Below are 18,259 nucleotides of genomic sequence, written 5' to 3'. Positions count from 1 at the left end.
TTTCCAACACCCCAAAGGATGCGTACTCGACAACAACAGCGCCGCACAGCCACAGCCAGTACCCCGCCCGCACCACACAACCCCACAAGGGGCCGATCAGGCACACGCGCTTTCCAGTACTGAGTTCATTGATATTCCACCCATGAGCAACCCACCCGGACAACACTCGTGTCCAGCCTGGGCAACCAAAAAATGGTTAGCTCCTTAGAAAGGAGGTGATCCAGCCGCACCTTCCGGTACGGCTACCTTGTTACGACTTAGTCCCAATCGCCAGTCCCACCTTCGACGACTCCCCCCACACAAGGTGGTTAGGCCATCGGCTTCGGGTGTTACCAACTTTCGTGACTTGACGGGCGGTGTGTACAAGGCCCGGGAACGTATTCACCGCAGCGTTGCTGATCTGCGATTACTAGCGACTCCGACTTCATGGGGTCGAGTTGCAGACCCCAATCCGAACTGAGACCGGCTTTTAGGGATTAGCTCCACCTCACAGTATCGCAACCCATTGTACCGGCCATTGTAGCATGCGTGAAGCCCAAGACATAAGGGGCATGATGATTTGACGTCATCCCCACCTTCCTCCGAGTTGACCCCGGCAGTCTCCCATGAGTCCCCACCACTACGTGCTGGCAACATGGAACGAGGGTTGCGCTCGTTGCGGGACTTAACCCAACATCTCACGACACGAGCTGACGACAACCATGCACCACCTGTGAACCAGCCCCGAAGGGAAACCCCATCTCTGGAGCGGTCTGGCACATGTCAAGCCTTGGTAAGGTTCTTCGCGTTGCATCGAATTAATCCGCATGCTCCGCCGCTTGTGCGGGCCCCCGTCAATTCCTTTGAGTTTTAGCCTTGCGGCCGTACTCCCCAGGCGGGGCACTTAATGCGTTAGCTACGGCGCGGAAAACGTGGAATGTCCCCCACACCTAGTGCCCAACGTTTACGGCATGGACTACCAGGGTATCTAATCCTGTTCGCTCCCCATGCTTTCGCTCCTCAGCGTCAGTAAATGCCCAGAGACCTGCCTTCGCCATCGGTGTTCCTCCTGATATCTGCGCATTTCACCGCTACACCAGGAATTCCAGTCTCCCCTACATCACTCTAGTCTGCCCGTACCCACCGCAGATCCGAGGTTGAGCCTCGGACTTTCACGGCAGACGCGACAAACCGCCTACGAGCTCTTTACGCCCAATAAATCCGGATAACGCTTGCGCCCTACGTATTACCGCGGCTGCTGGCACGTAGTTAGCCGGCGCTTCTTCTGCAGGTACCGTCACTTTCGCTTCTTCCCTACTGAAAGAGGTTTACAACCCGAAGGCCGTCATCCCTCACGCGGCGTCGCTGCATCAGGCTTCCGCCCATTGTGCAATATTCCCCACTGCTGCCTCCCGTAGGAGTCTGGGCCGTGTCTCAGTCCCAGTGTGGCCGGTCACCCTCTCAGGCCGGCTACCCGTCGTCGCCTTGGTGAGCCATTACCTCACCAACAAGCTGATAGGCCGCGAGTCCATCCCCCACCGATAAATCTTTCAACAACCCACCATGCGGCAGGAAGTCATATCCGGTATTAGACCCAGTTTCCCGGGCTTATCCCAAAGTCGGGGGCAGGTTACTCACGTGTTACTCACCCGTTCGCCACTAATCCACCCAGCAAGCTGGGCTTCATCGTTCGACTTGCATGTGTTAAGCACGCCGCCAGCGTTCATCCTGAGCCAGGATCAAACTCTCCATAAAAAACAAAAAGCCACCGAAACCCCTCGGAAAATAAGGGAGAATCAATGAAAAAATCCTGGCGAATAAAAAACACTCAAGAACACTACACGGGGGTGCAATGCCTCAAGCAAATGTTATGTATTCACCAAATAAAAATATTCGGTATCAACAAACTTGGCACACTATTGAGTTCTCAAACAACAAACACTCTCGACACCACAACCACCACAAACTCAGCGGCTGCTTCGCTCCGGAGCAACTTTTCTAGCCTACCATGTTTCGTGATCCGATCAAAACCGGTCGAAACTCTTCGGTGAAAAGTGATTGGCTACCGGGTAAACAACTCGTAGATTCCGTGTTGTTTCCGTTCCGGCAACAGATAAAAACTATACAGAGGTTTCCGCGATGTTACAAATCGAGGGGCCGCGTTCTAGGTCACATCAAGTTTGCTGTTCTAGTCTGGGCACATGAGCGACCTACAACGCCTGCTTGGCTACCGCGAACCAATCTTCAACGCGCCGATGGCAGGAGCAGCAGGGGGCGCCCTGGCCGCTGCCGTTTCGCAGACCGGCGGCGTGGGGATGATCGGGGTATCCGGATCGCCAAAGAAGGAATGGATCGAGGAACAGGCAGGATACGTTGCCTCTCTGGATTCGCCCTGGGGCGTCGGCTTCATGGCCTGGTCCCTGGAAAGCGACTTATCCCCGCTGGAGAGCTTCCTCGAATTCTCCCCATCGCTGGTCTCGCTGAGCTTCGGTGATGTCTCCCGAGGTGCAGCGTTGGCTCACGAGGCGGGGGTGCTCACCGCTATGCAGGTAGGCAGCGCAGCAGAGCTGGATCGGGCCATGGAAGATGACATCGACATCATCATTGCTCGCGGCGGCGAAGGCGGCGGGCATGGGCGCAATGAATCCGGCACGCTGCCTCTCCTGCAGCTAGCCACTGCGCAACACCTGAAGCCGGTAGTGGCCGCGGGCGGCGTTGGCACCGCCCACGGGGTCGCTGCGGTGCTCGCCGCCGGGGCCCAGGCCGCCTGGGTCGGCACCCGCTTCCTCTCCGCAACAGAGTCGCTGGGACATGAGAATTTCAAAGCTGCCGTACGCCAGGCCGGCATGGACGACACCACCTATACCCGTGCCTTTGATATCGCCCAGCAACTTCCATGGCCCGCCGAGTTCGGCGGCCGCGCCCTGCGCAACCAGTTCAGCGACAGCCATGAGGACCTGTCCTCATGGGAAGCGAGCGGCGCACTGCGTGACCAGATGGTGCAGGCCCGCGCGGATGCGCAGCCAGATATGGCCCCGGTTTATGCCGGCCAGGCGGTGCAGTTTGTGCAGACGGCTCAAACTGCAGGCGAAGTCATGGCCGAGCTGTCCGGCTTCCGGCAGATCTTGAACGACACGGCCCGCCGTTTCGCCTAGGGCCCGGGACTAGATCGGCTGGTTGTCGATCAGCCGCACCTTGCCGACGGTGGCCGCCACCAGGATCAGGCCTTCGCCGGTGAAAGGGGTGTCCTGGCAGTTGAAGGCCAGCTCCTGGAGGGTGTTCGGGTCAACCACCACGAAGTAGTCCAGTTCAACCAGCGGTTCCATCTGGAACAATCCGATGGCGTCCTCGATATCCAATGGCTCATGGCGGGCGGCCCGATCGGCGATGAGCTTGATCGCCCGGTGCAATACCAGGGCCGCTTCCTTCTCTTCTTCGCTGAGCAGCGCATTGCGGCTGGAAAGGGCCAGGCCCTTCTCGCTGCGCACGATCGGCACCAGGCGAAGCTGCACCGGGTAGTCCAGGTCGGCCACCATGCGGCGGATCAGCACTACCTGCTGGGCATCCTTCTGCCCGAAGTACGCGCGGTACTCGCCTTGGCGCGGGTCGGCCAGGTGCAGGAGCTTGGAGACAACGGCCAGCATGCCATCAAAATGGCCGGGCCGGGAAGCGCCTTCATACAGCTCGCCCATGGTTCCGGAGTTCAGCTGGATCAGCGGCAGGCCGGCGTGATAGACCTCGCTAGCCTCGGGAGCAAAAATAATGTCGACCCCGGCTGCGCCAGCCAGCTGCGCATCCGCTTCAAGCTGGCGCGGGTAGCGGGCGTAGTCGGTGGCATCGTTGAACTGCAGCTCGTTGACAAAGATCGAGATGACCACCAGTTCATTCTCTTCGCGGGCGGCGCTGAAGAGAGATGCGTGGCCGGCATGCAGGGCTCCCATGGTGGGCACAAAGCCCAATGATCCCGGGTTGGCTTGGGCAATGGCAGCCTTCAGCTCGGCACGGGTTTTACAGATCTTGGGGGTTTTCACCCTTCTATTCTAGAACTCGCAGCAGTTCTTCGAGCGTGCCCTGCGAGATCAGCCCGCGTGATCCCGCGCGCAGGGCGGTGGCACGCGAGAGGCTGCGATAGGAATTATTGGTCTCAGCCGGATCGCTGGCCAGGGCCTGGAGGTGGGCGGCCACGGTGCCGATATCTCCCCGGGCCACCGGGCCGGTCAGCGCCCCGGCCCCGGAACGCAGGGCGTTATCCAGGCTGGCGCCCATTAGCGCGCGCAAGGTATTGGCCGGATCCTCAACGCCGATGCGGCGCAGGATGTCCGCGGACTGCGCGGTGATGGTGTTCAGGTGGTTGGCCGCATGGGCCAGGGCCGCGTGATAGCTGGCCCGGTCGGCCTCGGCGATCACTACCGGTTCGGCGCGCATTTCCACCACCAGCGCCTGGGCCACCGGCAGCATGACCTCATCGGCGGTGACCGCAAAAACGCAGTCGGTGAGCCGCGCCAGGTCCATGCTCATTCCGGTGAAGGTCATTGCCGGGTGGATCGCCAGGCCAAAAGCCCCGGCGTCCAGGGCCGGCTGCAATATGGAAGTGCCGTAGCGCCCGGCGGTATGGGCGATCAGCTGCCCGGACTGGATGTGGCCGGCCGCGGCCAAGCCAGCGACCAGATCGCCGAGCACATCATCTGGCACCGCAAAAAGCACCAGTTCGCTGCGGCGCAGGATTTCTGCGGGATCCAGCAGCTCAACGCCGGGCAGCAGCGCGTCGGCGCGAACCCGGGAAGCCTCGGAGACCGCGTGGATGCCGGTGATCCGGTGCCCGCTGGCTGCCAGCGCGGCGCCTAGCACGGTGCCGACCTTGCCGGCGGAGATGATGCCGATTCCCAATCGTGGTGCGTCCACTTCTACCTCTCAACCTGGCGTGCTGCTTGGGCCAGGGTAAATTCCGCTGCAACCTGCGCATCAACCTGATGCAGGTAGCCGATGATATTTCCGCCCGCGCAATACAGCCGGACCCCGGCCAGCTGGCGCTTCTGTTCCCATGGCCCCTGGCGGAATTCGGTGCCCTGGACCCTGGCATGCAGGACAAAGCTGGCGGTGCGGGCCAGCCACCCGTAGCGGGAGATCACGGTGGTGCCGGTGGCCAAAAAGCCCTGGTGCTTCCATGCTCCCGGGGAGAGCAGCTTGGCCCGGGACGGGGAGCCGGTGAATCCGTGCTCGTACCCGGTGCTCACCGCGGTGGACAGGACCTCGCGCTGGTTGCCGATGCCCAGATCGGGCAGCAGGATGCCCATGATGCGGGCCACCGATTCAAAATCCCCGACCGGCAGCACCTGCAGGTTATCCAGGTCATCGCTTTTGGTGCCCAGCACGTTCACTTCCACCTTGTACCAGCCCAGCAGCCGCCATAGCAGCGGTGCGGTGACCGAAATGGCCTGCACCCGTCCGGCGGGGATGGAGTGCTGGCGGGTGTCGGCCAGTCCGTAGCTGATGCGCATGCCGGTGTCCGAGGCGCTGGCGGTGTAGTTCCAGCCCTGGTTCAGCTGCTTGTAGAACCAGCCGCCGAAGCTGAGCAGGATCGGCAGGACGGCGGCGATGATGCCCTGGACGCCGCTGAGCCACAGGATCACAATGGCCACACAGGCCAGGGTGCCGATCACGACCGGCAGCTGGAGGAACAGCGAGGCCAGCAGCCGGGTGGCCGGAACCCTGGCCATCAGCGGCGCTGCCTCGCCGGCGGCATCGACCGCGGTGGCGGGCTGTTCGCTGGCGGCCTGGTCGCTGGCGCCCTGCCCGGCGGCCCGCTGCAGGATCAGCTGGCGCAGGGCATGGGCATCGGCCTTGGACAAGAAGGCCAGGCGCAGCACCGATTCGGAGGAGTCTGCCACGTCGAAGCGCAGCTCGGCCAGCCCCAGGAGCCGGGCGAGCAGCGGCTGGGCGATGTCGATGCCCTGCACCTTGTCGATGCGCGCCTGCTTCTGGCTGCGGAAGATCGTCCCCGAGTTCACATAGACATGCGAAGAGGTGAGCTTGTAGCGGGTGAAGTACCAGGACAGGAAGTAGAACACGAGCACCACCAGCAGCGCCGCACCGGCCAGGGCCACCGTCCAGATCAGCCGGTCCCCGGCAAAGCGTTCGGCCAGGGAGAGCTCGTCGGTGTTCTGCCAGTAGATGTAGAGCAGGCCCACGATGGCCAGCCAGCCGCGCACGAAGGGGCTGGCTGGATGCACCCGCTGCCAGTGTTCATCCTGGCTCACAGCATTTTCTCCTCGCCGGCGGCCACAAGCCGCTCGCGCAGCGCCTGGCCCTGGGCTTCGGGCAATCCGTAGACGTGGGCGGTGGCCCCGGCCCCAGCGGTATTCAGCGTCAACTGGCACAATCCGTAGCGGCGTTCCACCGGGCCGCTGTTGACCTCGACATATTGCATGCGCCCGTAGGGGATGACCAGCTGCTTGCGCCACATCACCCCGGAGCGGACCACGAAGTCCTCCTCGCGTTCCAGGTAGCCCAGGGCCTGGACCTGGCGGCGCAGGATGCGCAGGACCAGCAGCGCAATCACCAGCACCAGGGCCGCCGGGATGATGGCCAGCCACAGGGCCACCTTCACGCCGGTGGCCAGCAGCACGCCCGGGACGAGGCTGGCGAGCAGGACCAGCCCCCAGGCCACCGCCCAGGTGGTGAGCTTGACCTTGAAGTAGGCGGGGTCGGCGGGGGTGAAGCTATTCGGTGACCACGGAATCGTTGGTGTCATCGGTATCCTCCGGAGGTAGCTTGCACAGATGCTGGACAATATAGCCGACGATCACCATCAGCACCCCGGCACCGGCCAGCACCAGCGAGCGGGTCAGCGTGGGGCTCTGGCCATTGGCCAGCCACAGGGTGATCATGGCCGGCACATGCCAGCCGGTGATGACCGCGCCGGCGTAGGCCGAGGCCTGGGCCAGCACCAGGGTGCGGGCCGCGGCGATCGGCTCGAAGTGGGATTTGCCCATCGAGGAGCGTTTGACGCGGATCCCCAGGAACAGGATCACCGCGCAGACCGCGCCCAGCGAGTACAGGGCCGAATAGTCCAGCACCGGGGCGTAGCGGCCGGCGGCGGTGAGCACGCGCAGCGCGATCCAGCCGGCGAAGGCCCCGATCACCGCGCACCACAGCACCCAGCGCAGCTTCAGCTTGGTCATAGCCGGATGATGTCCTTGGTATCGGCCGCGCTCGCGGCCAGGCGGGAGACCAGCTGGCCGTCAAGGACCGCGTCGGGGTCCATCCAGCTCCATGGGGCCAGCACGAATCCGCGGATGGCTGCCCGCGGGTGCGGCAGGGTCAAGCGCTCGTCGTGCAGCCGCAGCTGGTCGTAGGCGATCAGATCCAAATCCAGGGTGCGGGCTTCCCAGCGCACCTCGCGGGTCCGGTGGTGCTTGGCTTCGATGCGCTGGCACAGGTCCAGCAGCTCATGGGCCGAGCGCCGGGTGCGCACTTCAATGACCTGGTTGGTGTAGTCCGGCTGGTCCGGCGGCCCGCCTACCGGCTTGGTGATGGCCAGCGGCGAGGCCTTGAGGATTTCCAGCTCTTCGCCCAGGTCCTTCACCGCCTGGGCCAAGGTGGCCTGCGGGTCGCCGAGGTTGGCGCCCAGGGCAATGATCGCGGTGTGCTGCTTCTGGCGGCGGGTCAGCGAGATGGTGACATCGCTGAAGGGCACCGGGATCGGGGCCTGCGGCTTGTGCACCACCACATCGATTTGTTGCACGCCGGGGTAGGCCGCGAGGATCGCCTCGGCGATTTCGCTGCCCAGCTTCTCGATCAGGTCCCAGGGCCCGGCCTGGATCTGGGCGACCACCAGCTCGCTGACTTCGCCGTAGTGCACGGTGTCCGCCACGTTGTCGCTGGCGGCGGCGCGGGTGATGTCCACGTGCAGCACCACGTCAATGATGAACTGCTGGCCGTCGCGCTTTTCATGGTCGAAAACCCCATGGTAGCCGGTGGCAGAAATCCCGTAGATGCTAATGCGATCCATAGGCCTTCACGACTTCAATGGCGTCGCGGCTGCCCACCACGTCATGCACGCGCACGGCCCACGCCTGGTCCCTGGCGGCCAGCGCGGTGGTGGCCGCGGTGGCGGCATCGCGCTGCAGCGGGGCACGGCTGGTGCCGGACTCTGCCAGCAGCTCGCCGAGGAAGCGCTTGCGGCTGGTGCCGATCAGCACCCGGTGGCCCAGCTCTTCGAGGGCATCCAGGCGGCCCAGCAGCGCCCAGTTGTGTTCGGCGTCCTTGGCAAAGCCCAGTCCCGGATCGATGATGATCTGCTCCGGGGCCACGCCCTTGGCCACGAATTCGTCGCGCAGGGTGCGCAGCTCGCCGATGACTTCGGCGACCACGTTCTCGTAGTTCGCTTCGGCCACCATGGACTGCGCGGTGCCGCGGCGGTGCATCAGCACGTAGGGCACGCCGGTCTGAGCGATCAGCTCGGGCATGCCGGCTTCGTAGGTCAGCCCGGAGACGTCGTTGATGATGTGCGCGCCGGCGTTGATGGCCGCGCGGGCGGTGTCCACATGCATGGTGTCCACCGAGACGATCGCCCCGGCCTTCACCAGGGTTTCGATCACCGGGATGATGCGCGACTGCTCCAGGGCAGGATCAATCTCCTTGGCGCCCGGGCGGGTGGATTCGCCGCCCACGTCGATGATGTCGGCGCCGGAGTACAGCAGCTTCAGCCCGCGGTCGATCGCCGCGTCGGCGGACAGGTACGCACCGCCATCGGAGAAGGAGTCCTCGGTGACGTTCAGGATGCCCATGACCAGGGTGCGGCCGGTGGGCAGGTCTGCCAGGGTCTTGACCTTGGACTTGCGGATCACGGGCAGGGGGCTGGTATTCGGGCCGGTGCCCGGGATGGCGCCTAGCGACATGGGTTTCCTACTTTCCGAGGATCAGGCTCATGGCTTCGGCACGGGTGGCGGTTTCCCGCAGCTGGCCGCGCACCGCACTGGTCACGGTCTTCGCTCCGGGCTTTTGCACCCCGCGCATGGACATGCACATGTGCTCGCATTCGACGACGACGATCGCGCCGGCCGGGTTCAGGTGCTCCACCAGCGAATCGACGATCTGCGTGGTCAGGCGCTCCTGGACCTGCGGGCGCCGGGCGTAGACCTCGACCAGCCGGGCCAGCTTGGACAGCCCGGTGACCTTGCCGCCCTTGCCCGGGATGTAGCCGATATGCGCCGATCCGTAGAAGGGCACCAGGTGGTGCTCGCAGGTCGAGTAGAACGGGATGTCCTTGACCAGGACCATCTCGTCATGTTCGATGTCGAAAGTGGTCGACAGGTGCTCTGCCGCGTTCTGGTGCAGGCCGGCGAAGAATTCCGCGTAGGCCTTGGCCACCCGCTTGGGGGTCTCTGCCAGGCCGTCGCGATCGGGATCTTCGCCAATGGCCTCCAGGATCTCGCGGACGGCTGCCGCGATCCGCGGCTGATCGATCTGTTCTAGTTCACTCACGCTTCGATCCTAGTCGGTCGAGGAAGCTGCGCGCTCCTTGGGGCTTAATACCGGGCCTTCTGAGTGGACCGGACGCCCCTCATTGCTCAGCCACACATCGCGCACCTCGCGCTTTTGCAGGTCGGAGAAGATCTCGGCGATTTCCTTCTGGTTCAGCGTCTCGCGCTCCAGCAGGGCCAGCGCCAGGCGGTCGAGCACATGGCGGTTGGCCGTGAGCGCCTGGTAGGCGTCGTTGTGCGCCTGCTCGATCAGCTCGCGCACTTCCTGGTCCACCAGGTGCGCCATCTCCTCGGAGAATTCGCGCTGTGCTGCGCCCATCTGCTGCTCCGCGGCCGAGCCGGCCAGGCGCACCGCGCCGACCTTTTCGCTCATGCCGTATTCGGTGACCATCTTGCGGGCCGTGGAGGTGGCCTTCTCGATGTCGTTGGATGCGCCGGTGGAGGGGTCGTGGAAGACGATCTCCTCGGCCACGCGCCCGCCCATGGCGTAGGCCATCTGGTCCAGCAGCTCGTTGCGGGTCACCGAGTACTTGTCCGACTCGGGCACCACCATGGTGTACCCCAGGGCGCGGCCGCGCGGCAGGATGGTGATCTTGGTGACCGGCGCGGTCTGGTTCATGGCCGCGGCCACCAGGGCGTGGCCGCCCTCGTGGTAGGCGGTGACCTTGCGCTCGTGCTCGTCCATCAGCCGGGTGCGCTTCTGCGGGCCGGCCATTACGCGGTCGATGGCCTCGTCCAGCGCGCGGTCGTCGATCAGGTTCGCGTTGGAGCGGGCGGTGAGCAGCGCGGCTTCGTTGAGCACGTTGGCCAAATCGGCGCCGGTGTAGCCCGGGGTCTTCTTGGCCACGGCGTTCAGATCCACGGTGGCATCCATTGGCTTGCCCTTGACGTGGACCTTCAGGATGTCTTCGCGGCCCTTCAGATCCGGTGCCTCCACCGGGATCTGGCGGTCGAAGCGCCCCGGGCGCAGCAAAGCCGGGTCCAGCACGTCCGGGCGGTTGGTGGCGGCGATCAGGATGACGTTGGTGGTGGCGTCGAAGCCGTCCATTTCCACCAGTAGCTGGTTCAGGGTCTGCTCGCGCTCATCGTTGCCGCCGCCGATGCCGGCGCCGCGATGGCGTCCAACGGCGTCGATCTCGTCAACGAAGATGATCGCCGGGGAGTTGTTCTTGGCCTGTTCGAACAGGTCGCGGACGCGGCTGGCGCCCACGCCGACAAACATTTCCACAAAGTCAGAGCCGGAAATCGAGTAGAACGGCACCTGGGCCTCGCCGGCGACGGCCTTGGCCAGCAGGGTCTTGCCGGTGCCCGGAGGGCCGTAGAGCAGCACGCCCTTGGGGATCTTCGCGCCCACGGCCTGGAACTTGGCAGGTTCCTGCAGGAACTCCTTGATTTCGTGGAGCTCCTCCACGGCCTCGTCGGCGCCGGCGACATCCTTGAAGGTCACCTGCGGCATGTCCTTGGTGATCAGCTTCGCCTTGGACTTGCCGAACTGCATGACCTTGGAGCCGCCGCCCTGGGAGCGGGCGAGGATGAACCAGAAGATTCCGGCGATCAGCAGGAACGGGATGATCACGCCCAGCATCGAGAGCAGCCAGTTGCTCTGGACCGGCTGATCGGTGAATTTGCCCGGTTCGGCCTTGTTGATCGCGTTGACGACCTGCTCGGCACGCGCGGTGGAGTAGTAGAAGCTCACCGCATTGCCCTTGTCCACGCCGTCGACCTTCAGCGCATCGCGCAGCTTCAAATCGACCCGCTGGTCCCCGTCGAACATCTTGGCTTCGGTGACATTGCCACCGGCCAGCTGCTGCAGGCCCACCGAGGTGTCCACCTTCGCAGAGCTGTTGCCGAAGACCATCGGCAAGAACAGCACTACGGCGATAACGCCAACCAGGACCCAAATGATCCAGCTATTAAAAAGCTTCTTCGTTTTCATTGATCCGCAAGGCCCCGCGCCTCACGCATCCCCCTCACGCACTGCTCTGGCGTCCGGGTCACGCCACCTTCGATACTTCTCAACGCCCTCGTGGCGAAAAAAGTTCCCTACTGGTAGATGTGCGGAGCCAAAGTGCCCACGCAATCGAGGTTGCGGTACTTTTCCGCGTAGTCCAGGCCGTAGCCCACGACAAATTCGTTCGGGATGTCCATGCCGACGTACTTGACGTCGATCTCGACCTTGGCGGCCTCCGGCTTGCGCAGCAGGGTGCAGATTTCCACCGAGGCCGGGCCGCGGGATTCCAGGTTGGACTTCAGCCAGGACAGGGTCAAGCCGGAGTCGATGATGTCCTCGACGATCAGCACGTGCTTGCCCATCAGATCCGAGTCCAGGTCCTTGAGGATGCGCACCACGCCGGAGGACTGGGTGCCCGAGCCGTAGGAGGAGACTGCCATCCAGTCCATGGTCAGGTGCGAATTCAGCGCGCGGACCAGATCGGCCATGATCATCACGGCACCCTTGAGCACACCCACAACGAGAATGTCGCGGCCCTCGTAGTCCTTGTCGATCTGCGCGGCGAGTTCCGCCACGCGAGCCTGGATTTCTTCCTTGGTGTACAGAACATGCGCCAGATCGGCTTCGACTGCAGTGGAATCCACGAGGGTTCTCCTGATTCTAGAGGTGTGGTACTTACCTAGAGTGCCACATTTAGCGAAGTGTTGTTGAGCCGGTGCTCGTGAAAACGATCACCGGACCTCGCCGGAAGGCGCTGATTTTGCCATCCAGCTGCACCGGACCAGCGGATTTGGACTTGGGCCCGCCGATTCCGGCCAGCGAGCACAGCGCCTGTGTTCGCTCATGGCCCAGATTTTTTGCGCCGGCTTCGATGGCGCCAAGCCGCACTACCCGCGAGGCCACGGCCACCGGAAGCCCGGACAGCGCGCGCAGCTGAAGCCCGTGCTGTTCCTTGGCCCGCTGTGCCCACAGGTCCAGGGCGTCGGCGTCGGCGGCAGCCAGTGCGGCGGTGCGGGCCAGCGCTTCGGGCAGATGCTCGCCGAGCTGTTCGCGCAGCAACGGCAGCGTGGCATGGCGGATCAGGTTCCGCCGGAAGCCGGTGTCCGCATTGCTCGGGTCATCCCAGTATTCGACGCCCGCCTCGCGGCAGATCTCTTCGGTCTGCTTCCGGGTCAGCCCAAGCAGGGGCCGGCGGTAGGGGCCGCGTTCGGCCGGCATCCCGGCCAGGGACCTGGTGCCTGAACCGCGCACCAGCCCGAGCAGCACCTGCTCGGCCTGGTCATCGCGGGTGTGCGCGAGCAAGAGCTGCCGGGCGCCGGTGCTGGCCAGCGCCTGCTCGAATTGCCCGTAGCGGGCGGCGCGGGCCGAGGCTTCATCGCCGGCGGTGCTCACCGGGCAGATGAGCACCGGATCCAGGCCCAGCTCGCGGCATTGCCCGGCGGCCCGCGCGGCAACCTGTGCGCTGTCTGGCTGCAGGCCGTGATCGACAATCACCGCGCCGAAGGCCCCGGGCAGGGTGGCGGCGGCAATGGCCAGGGCCAGGGAGTCGGCACCGCCGGAGACCCCGATCAGGGCCAGTCCCGGCGAGGTGGCCTTGGCAATCGCGGCGCGCGCTGCGTGCAAAGCGTGGCTCATCGGGTGCGGGCCAGCCAGCGTTCTGGGTGATCGAGTTCTTCGGCGCTGGGGAACAGTTCCCGGGAGCTGAAAACCTGGTTGAAGCCTTCATAGCCGATCTCGTCCACCACGTGGCGCACGAACTTGGCTCCGCGCTTGTACTGCAGCGCCTTGGCATCAAGGCCCAGCAGCTTGCCCAGCAGGGTGGCCAGCACCGAACGGTTTTCGCCGCGAGCTTCAAAGCGCCGCCGAATGGTCTTGATGCTGCCAATGCTGGTGACGTCGTTCATCACCACCATGGCGTGGCCCTCCAGCACGGACATGATGCTGGTCAGCTCGCCGACCTCCGACTTCATGGCCTTCAGCCGCTCGCCGAGCTGGCTCATCGACCCTTCATCCTCCAGCGGGCCGAAGGCTTCGGCGAGGATGGACTTCATGACCTCGGGGATCCAGGGCGCATGCTCGAACTGCAGCCGGTGGGTCTGTTCATGGGTGGCAATCCACAGATAGAAATCCCTGGCGTTCAGGTTCAGTTCGCCGCGGATCTGGGTGATGGTCGGGGCGTTGAGCAGCAGCCGCGGCCCGACAAAGGGATCGAATTGGCCCAGCACCCGGGTGCCCAGCACGGAGAGCACCGCACCAAGCTCGGCTCCGGCCACCGCCGGAACCATGGCGGGAACGTTGGCCTGCTCGGGGAGCATGGCCGCAAAGTTCTGGCTGACCGCCTTGGCCCAGCCGGCGCGGTCCACCACCAGGGTCTGCGAAGGCGCGGTGGAGAGAAGCTTGGAGATCTTCTCGGCCTCGGCTAGCCCTTCACCGGCGGCGATACGCAATTCCTCGACAATGCGCGCGGCATCCTTCTTGATGATTTTGGGCCCTGCAGGCATCAGCGTCCTGGCGGCATTGGCCGCCAATTTCCAATCGACAACCTGGTTCATCTGCTGCTCCTGCTCCTTTTAGCTCTGGCAGCCGCATCCGCGGATGGCGGCCACTGCAGAGTCGATAATCGGCTTATGCGGCGCGAGTGCTCCGCCCGGCTGGTGGGCAAAAATCGAGAAGGCGAGCAAGCGCCCGTCCTGGGTGATGGTCATGCCGGTCAATGTGGCTACCCCGGTCAGGGATCCGGTTTTGGCGCGCACCAGCCCCAGGGTGGACGGCTGGCCCAGGCGCTTCATGAGCGTCCCGTTGTATCCGGCCACCGGCAGCGAATACACCAGCTCGCGCAATTCAGGCTTGGGGCTGGTGGCCGCCGCGCGCAGCACTGCGGTCAGCGCGGCGGGCGAGATCTTGTCCTGCGCAGCCAGGCCGCTGGTATCGGCCAGATCCGCCCCCTCGGCGCCGTGTTCGCTGGCCACCGCCGCTACCGCTGCTCCGGCCTGTTCCGGGGCCATGCCCCGCTTGATGGCCACGAGCCGCCCCATGGTTTCGGCGATGTAGTTGTCGGAGACCAGCAGCATGTGCTTGATGATCTGGCGCAGCGGGGCGGATTTCACCTCGGCGATCTGCTCCCCGCCCTCATGGGATCCGCGTCCGCCCTCATTGACCTTCACCGAGGCGCCGAGCTCTTGGGCGAAAACCTTGCGGACTTGTTCGGCGGCGTCGGATTGGTAGGCGGTATCGGTGCTTTGACCGGCGCGCCCGGCATAATGCGCTATCGGGTACACCTCGCCGATGTTATTGGAGGTGAACAGCGACTTGTCCCAGGCGGCATTATTGTGCGCGTCGCCAAATAGCGAATCGTCAAGCCACAGCGAGACTTCGCCAACCCCGCGGGATTCGAGTTCCTTGGCCGTTTGCTCGGCCAGGGTGGCCAGCCCCGCGTAGCCCTTGGGATGTCCGGGGTCTGATTTTCCGTCGCCCAGCAGCACGTCTCCCCCGCCGCGCAGGATCAGGGTGTTTCCATCAAGCAGCACCGAGGTGGACAGCTGGCTATCTCCGCCCAGGGTTTCCAGGGCGGCCAGCGCGGTCACCACCTTCAGGCTGGAGGCCGGGGTGCCGCTGGTGTCGGCGTTGCGGTTATAGAGCACCGTTTCGCTGGCTACGTCGACCACCTGCGCAGTGAAGCTGGTGCCATCGGAAGTGTCAGCGAGGATCGCATCCAGTTGCGCGGTCAGTGCGGCGGTATCCGGCACCGGGGCTTCCGGGTTGAGATCTGCGACGGCGACCGGGTCTTTTTCAGCAACGTGGGCACTGGCCGGCGTGTAGAAGGCCTCGGGTTCACCGGTGAAGAACCGCGGGGCCAGCACCATGGCCAGAATGACTGCAACCACTGCCAGCACAGCCACCCCCAGCGTAATCGCGCGTCGGGCGGCAGTGTTCATATGGTTACATTCCTCTCGAAGTTTTATCGAAGGTGCCCTGTGGGGCGATACCCTTATTAGCGGATAACCCTAAGACTAGTTCAGGAGCGTGCTTTTCATGAGCCACGACGTGACCATCGAGATCCCGACCGGATCGCGCGTCAAGTACGAGATCGACCACGAGACCCACCGCCTGCGCCTGGATCGCGTGCTGTTCACCTCGATGCAGTACCCAACCCACTACGGCTACTTCGACGATACCCTGGGCGAAGATGGCGATCCATTGGACGCCATGGTCTTCATCCCGGGTGTTGACCTGATCCCGGGTGTTGTTGTCGAAGCTCGCCCCATCGGCGTCTTCAACATGACCGACGATGGCGGTGGCGATGCCAAGCTGCTGTGCGTTCCTGCCGACAAGCGCTTTGACCACATCAAGGAACTTGAGGACATCGATCAGTGGCTGATCAAGGAGATCGAGCACTTCTTCACCCGCTACAAGGACCTGGAACCAGGCAAGTGGGTCAAGGCCGAGGGCTGGGAAGGCCGCGAGGCTGCCGAGGCCGAGCTGGCTCGCTCCATCGAGCGCTTCAAGGCCTAGTCGCTAGGCTTGAGCTGCAATGGCGGTGGCCCCCGAGACGGGGGTCGCCGCCATTTTCAGGTTCCGGGGTCATCTGGATTACACACTGCGCATGCGCATCGGCCGCTCCTAGGCCTCGGGGAGCAATCCGGTGAGCACATCTTCTTGGGCGGCGACTTCCAGGGTCTGGACATCTTTGAGTTTGCGTTCCACGGCGCGCGTGCGCGTTCCGGCCTCCCGGACAGTGTTCTGCGCGGTGGCCAGCTGCTTGCCCAGCTTGTCCCAGACGTCCCCGTATTTGCGGAATTCTTCCTTGGCTGCCGAGAGCACCTGCCAGACTTCGCTGCTGCGTTTTTCAATGGCCAGCGTCCGGAAACCCATCTGCAGCGAGTTCAGCAGGCTCATCAGGGTGGTCGGCCCGGTGACTAGCACGCGATGCTCGGTCTGGAGCTTGCTGGCCAGGCCGGGGCTGCGCACGACTTCGGCGAAGAGCCCTTCGGTGGGCAGGTACATGATCGCGAAGTCGGTGCTGTAGGGCGGGGCGATGTACTTGCTGGAGATCAGTTTCGCCTGCTCGATAATCGCCCGGTTCAGCGCCTTGGCCGCCGCATCGATGGCAGCCTTCTCGCCCGCCTCCTGGGCATCGAGCAAGCGCTCATAGTCTTCCTGCGGAAGCTTGGAGTCAATGGGCAGGTAAATGGTTCCGGCGTCTCGCCCGGGCAGGATCACGGCGAACTCCACGACTTCGCGGCTGCCGGGGACCACCGCGACGTTTTGCTCATACTGCTCCGCGGTGAGGATATCTTCCAGCTGGCGCGAGAGCTGGACTTCACCCCAGGAGCCGCGGCTCTTCACATTGGTGAGCACGCGCTTGAGCCCGCCAACATCCTGGGCCAGCGACTGCATCTCGCCGAGTCCCTGCTGGACCATTTCCAGCCGCTTGCTGACCAATTCGAATGATTCGCCCAAGCGCTTCTCCAAGGTTCCCTGCAACTTCTCGTCCACGGTTTCGCGCATCTTTTCCAGCTTGGCTTCGTTGCCGGAGCGCAGCTTCTCCATTTCCTGTTGGAGCAGCCTCTGGATCTGGATGTGCCGGTTGGCGTTGGATTCGCTCATGGCGCTGAGCTTGGCGTCAATCTCGGAGCGCACTTCTGCCATGCCTTGGCGCAGTTCATTGCGCTGGGTTCCCAGCTCTTGGCGCAATTCGGCATTGGCAGAGCGCACGGAGTCCCGAATCTGCGCTTGATCGTTGCCTGGCGTGCGGCGAATCAGCAGCAGGGCAATACATGCCGTTGCGAGAATATTAAGGATGACGAGGATTAGAACCGCGATAACCATGAGCACCTATCCAGTGGCTTTCGATTGGACATACACCCAAGATCTATCAACTCGCACCGACACTTTAGGCCCATAATGGGTTCATGCATCTTTTGGTGACCGGCTTCGAGCCCTTCGGCAACGACCAGTACAACGCCAGCGGCGAAGCCGTCCGGCTGCTTCCCGAACACTTGGACGGCCACCGAATCAGCACGGCAATCTTGCCGGTTTCCTTCCGGCGCTCCGGGGAGGTTCTGGCTGCGCTATTGCAGGAGCATCAGCCCGATGCCCTGGTCTGCGTGGGCGAGGCTGGCGGCCGGGATGAGATCAGCATTGAAGTCCGCGGCGCCAATGAGGACAACGCCCGCATTGCGGATAATGATGGTGCCCAGCCGGCACAGCAGGCCATCATCCAGGGAGGGGATTTCTTCCGCAGCGCCACAGTGGATCCCCAAGCTGTGCTCCGGGCATTGCACCAGCATGGGCATGCCGCCTATCTCTCCGAGGATGCCGGGAGATTTGTTTGCAACCACATCGCGTACCTCGCCTATGGGCAGGAAGTTCCGGCGCTTTTCATCCATGTGCCAGCGCTGCGCCTCGAGGGGCAGACAGCCTCCGTGGGCGCCGAGACCGACGAACTCGAATCTGTTCGAAGCGTTCAGGCCGAAGTCGGCTATAGCATCGTTGGACTAGTTGTTGCCCTGAAAGACTCGTTGCAGTCGGTAATCAGCCTGATGAAATAGACTTCTAGCATGGACAGCAGTTTTGCTTTGGACCCATTGGAAGCATCAATCCTTCTGCTTTGGAGTGCAGGCCTCATCTACGTGGGCTGCCGCTACGTCCAGCGTCGCTCGGTGCCCCTGCTGGTAGCGCTGATGGCTGCTCTATGCATTCCAGGATTTGGCGTTTGCTACGCAGCGGTTCAGCTGATCCGGAATGCCGCCAACCGAAATAAGCAGGTCTAGAAGTTGAATTCATCTGGGGCGCGCTGGCTCGTATTATTCTCAATCGTCATCGGCATCGTTTTTGTCGGCGC

Annotated in this window: 18 protein-coding genes and 1 rRNA gene; 4 read left to right on the top strand and 15 right to left on the bottom strand. The window is 63.6% G+C overall.

The window, feature by feature from the left end; translation table 11 throughout:
* Positions 1 to 208: 208 nt before the first annotated feature.
* A 16S ribosomal RNA gene (locus tag AOZ07_RS00485) occupies positions 209 to 1,734 on the bottom strand.
* 446 nt (positions 1,735 to 2,180) lie between these two features.
* Between AOZ07_RS00485 and AOZ07_RS00480 the strand changes: the two genes are divergently transcribed.
* Positions 2,181 to 3,134 (top strand): NAD(P)H-dependent flavin oxidoreductase, encoded by a 954-nt coding sequence (locus tag AOZ07_RS00480; RefSeq protein ID WP_060700218.1) that lies wholly within the window; start codon positions 2,181 to 2,183, stop codon positions 3,132 to 3,134.
* A gap of 9 nt (positions 3,135 to 3,143) precedes the next feature.
* Here AOZ07_RS00480 and panC read toward each other — a convergent pair whose 3' ends face one another.
* The 13 genes from panC to dacB form a co-directional block, all read right to left on the bottom strand.
* Positions 3,144 to 4,010: a pantoate--beta-alanine ligase gene (panC, locus tag AOZ07_RS00475; RefSeq protein WP_060700217.1), complete on the bottom strand. Its 867-nt coding sequence runs from the start codon at positions 4,008 to 4,010 to the stop codon at positions 3,144 to 3,146.
* Between the two features lie 4 nt (positions 4,011 to 4,014).
* The gene (locus tag AOZ07_RS00470) at positions 4,015 to 4,881 is read right to left on the bottom strand and encodes a Rossmann-like and DUF2520 domain-containing protein (RefSeq protein ID WP_060700216.1); all 867 of its coding nucleotides are present in this window, start codon (positions 4,879 to 4,881) and stop codon (positions 4,015 to 4,017) included.
* Between the two features lie 2 nt (positions 4,882 to 4,883).
* Positions 4,884 to 6,236: a PH domain-containing protein gene (locus tag AOZ07_RS00465; RefSeq protein WP_060700215.1), complete on the bottom strand. Its 1,353-nt coding sequence runs from the start codon at positions 6,234 to 6,236 to the stop codon at positions 4,884 to 4,886.
* Positions 6,233 to 6,730 (bottom strand): PH domain-containing protein, encoded by a 498-nt coding sequence (locus tag AOZ07_RS00460; protein ID WP_060700214.1) that lies wholly within the window; start codon positions 6,728 to 6,730, stop codon positions 6,233 to 6,235. Before AOZ07_RS00460 ends, AOZ07_RS00465 begins: the two co-directional genes overlap by 4 nt.
* Positions 6,699 to 7,160, bottom strand: a complete 462-nt coding sequence (locus AOZ07_RS00455) for a DUF3180 domain-containing protein (RefSeq protein ID WP_060700213.1) — start codon at positions 7,158 to 7,160, stop codon at positions 6,699 to 6,701. The genes AOZ07_RS00460 and AOZ07_RS00455 overlap by 32 nt, the downstream gene beginning before the upstream one ends.
* Positions 7,157 to 7,990: a 2-amino-4-hydroxy-6-hydroxymethyldihydropteridine diphosphokinase gene (gene folK / locus AOZ07_RS00450; RefSeq protein WP_060700212.1), complete on the bottom strand. Its 834-nt coding sequence runs from the start codon at positions 7,988 to 7,990 to the stop codon at positions 7,157 to 7,159. The genes AOZ07_RS00455 and folK overlap by 4 nt, the downstream gene beginning before the upstream one ends.
* Complete coding sequence (gene folP / locus AOZ07_RS00445) at positions 7,977 to 8,879, bottom strand: dihydropteroate synthase (RefSeq protein ID WP_060700211.1); 903 nt, start codon at positions 8,877 to 8,879, stop codon at positions 7,977 to 7,979. Before folP ends, folK begins: the two co-directional genes overlap by 14 nt.
* Positions 8,880 to 8,886: 7 nt before the next feature.
* Entirely contained in the window at positions 8,887 to 9,465 is a 579-nt protein-coding gene (folE, locus tag AOZ07_RS00440) for a GTP cyclohydrolase I FolE (RefSeq protein WP_060700210.1), read from the bottom strand.
* A 9-nt stretch (positions 9,466 to 9,474) separates the two neighbouring features.
* Positions 9,475 to 11,400: an ATP-dependent zinc metalloprotease FtsH gene (gene ftsH, locus AOZ07_RS00435; protein WP_060700209.1), complete on the bottom strand. Its 1,926-nt coding sequence runs from the start codon at positions 11,398 to 11,400 to the stop codon at positions 9,475 to 9,477.
* Positions 11,401 to 11,507: 107 nt separating this feature from the next.
* Positions 11,508 to 12,059 (bottom strand): hypoxanthine phosphoribosyltransferase, encoded by a 552-nt coding sequence (gene hpt, locus AOZ07_RS00430; RefSeq protein WP_060700208.1) that lies wholly within the window; start codon positions 12,057 to 12,059, stop codon positions 11,508 to 11,510.
* A 49-nt stretch (positions 12,060 to 12,108) separates the two neighbouring features.
* Positions 12,109 to 13,050: a tRNA lysidine(34) synthetase TilS gene (gene tilS, locus AOZ07_RS00425; protein WP_236995225.1), complete on the bottom strand. Its 942-nt coding sequence runs from the start codon at positions 13,048 to 13,050 to the stop codon at positions 12,109 to 12,111.
* A complete protein-coding gene (locus tag AOZ07_RS00420) occupies positions 13,047 to 13,967 on the bottom strand; it encodes a zinc-dependent metalloprotease (protein ID WP_060700206.1) in 921 nt (306 codons plus the stop codon). The genes tilS and AOZ07_RS00420 overlap by 4 nt, the downstream gene beginning before the upstream one ends.
* Before the next feature lie 18 nt (positions 13,968 to 13,985).
* Positions 13,986 to 15,350, bottom strand: coding sequence for a D-alanyl-D-alanine carboxypeptidase/D-alanyl-D-alanine endopeptidase (dacB, locus tag AOZ07_RS00415; RefSeq protein WP_060700205.1), 1,365 nt, complete (start codon positions 15,348 to 15,350; stop codon positions 13,986 to 13,988).
* A gap of 97 nt (positions 15,351 to 15,447) precedes the next feature.
* Between dacB and AOZ07_RS00410 the strand changes: the two genes are divergently transcribed.
* On the top strand, positions 15,448 to 15,927 hold the full coding sequence (locus AOZ07_RS00410; RefSeq protein ID WP_060700204.1) for an inorganic diphosphatase: 480 nt from the start codon (positions 15,448 to 15,450) through the stop codon (positions 15,925 to 15,927).
* Between the two features lie 108 nt (positions 15,928 to 16,035).
* Here AOZ07_RS00410 and AOZ07_RS00405 read toward each other — a convergent pair whose 3' ends face one another.
* The gene (locus AOZ07_RS00405) at positions 16,036 to 17,244 is read right to left on the bottom strand and encodes a DNA recombination protein RmuC (RefSeq protein ID WP_060700203.1); all 1,209 of its coding nucleotides are present in this window, start codon (positions 17,242 to 17,244) and stop codon (positions 16,036 to 16,038) included.
* Between the two features lie 83 nt (positions 17,245 to 17,327).
* Between AOZ07_RS00405 and AOZ07_RS00400 the strand changes: the two genes are divergently transcribed.
* Together AOZ07_RS00400 and AOZ07_RS00395 are read left to right on the top strand one after the other, a co-directional pair.
* On the top strand, positions 17,328 to 17,966 hold the full coding sequence (locus AOZ07_RS00400) for a pyroglutamyl-peptidase I (protein ID WP_060700202.1): 639 nt from the start codon (positions 17,328 to 17,330) through the stop codon (positions 17,964 to 17,966).
* Positions 17,967 to 17,975: 9 nt separating this feature from the next.
* Positions 17,976 to 18,188 (top strand): hypothetical protein, encoded by a 213-nt coding sequence (locus AOZ07_RS00395; protein ID WP_060700201.1) that lies wholly within the window; start codon positions 17,976 to 17,978, stop codon positions 18,186 to 18,188.
* Positions 18,189 to 18,259: the final 71 nt, after the last annotated feature.

The organism is Glutamicibacter halophytocola (assembly GCF_001302565.1).
GTDB lineage: Bacteria > Actinomycetota > Actinomycetes > Actinomycetales > Micrococcaceae > Glutamicibacter > Glutamicibacter halophytocola.
The sequence above is the reverse complement of the archived record's forward strand: the minus strand, read 5'-3'. Positions and strand labels throughout refer to the sequence as shown.

What these genes read in the sequence shown, in the direction of transcription:
- AOZ07_RS00455 (WP_060700213.1), bottom strand. Translation starts at nt 7,160, where the DNA reads ATGACCAAGCTGAAGCTGCGCTGGGTGCTGTGGTGCGCGGTGATCGGG.
- folK (WP_060700212.1), bottom strand. Translation starts at nt 7,990, where the DNA reads ATGGATCGCATTAGCATCTACGGGATTTCTGCCACCGGCTACCATGGG.
- AOZ07_RS00460 (WP_060700214.1), bottom strand. Translation starts at nt 6,730, where the DNA reads ATGACACCAACGATTCCGTGGTCACCGAATAGCTTCACCCCCGCCGAC.
- AOZ07_RS00420 (WP_060700206.1), bottom strand. Translation starts at nt 13,967, where the DNA reads ATGAACCAGGTTGTCGATTGGAAATTGGCGGCCAATGCCGCCAGGACG.
- AOZ07_RS00400 (WP_060700202.1), top strand. Translation starts at nt 17,328, where the DNA reads ATGCATCTTTTGGTGACCGGCTTCGAGCCCTTCGGCAACGACCAGTAC.
- dacB (WP_060700205.1), bottom strand. Translation starts at nt 15,350, where the DNA reads ATGAACACTGCCGCCCGACGCGCGATTACGCTGGGGGTGGCTGTGCTG.
- AOZ07_RS00480 (WP_060700218.1), top strand. Translation starts at nt 2,181, where the DNA reads ATGAGCGACCTACAACGCCTGCTTGGCTACCGCGAACCAATCTTCAAC.
- AOZ07_RS00410 (WP_060700204.1), top strand. Translation starts at nt 15,448, where the DNA reads ATGAGCCACGACGTGACCATCGAGATCCCGACCGGATCGCGCGTCAAG.
- folP (WP_060700211.1), bottom strand. Translation starts at nt 8,879, where the DNA reads ATGTCGCTAGGCGCCATCCCGGGCACCGGCCCGAATACCAGCCCCCTG.
- ftsH (WP_060700209.1), bottom strand. Translation starts at nt 11,400, where the DNA reads ATGAAAACGAAGAAGCTTTTTAATAGCTGGATCATTTGGGTCCTGGTT.
- AOZ07_RS00395 (WP_060700201.1), top strand. Translation starts at nt 17,976, where the DNA reads ATGGACAGCAGTTTTGCTTTGGACCCATTGGAAGCATCAATCCTTCTG.
- AOZ07_RS00405 (WP_060700203.1), bottom strand. Translation starts at nt 17,244, where the DNA reads ATGGTTATCGCGGTTCTAATCCTCGTCATCCTTAATATTCTCGCAACG.
- tilS (WP_236995225.1), bottom strand. Translation starts at nt 13,050, where the DNA reads ATGAGCCACGCTTTGCACGCAGCGCGCGCCGCGATTGCCAAGGCCACC.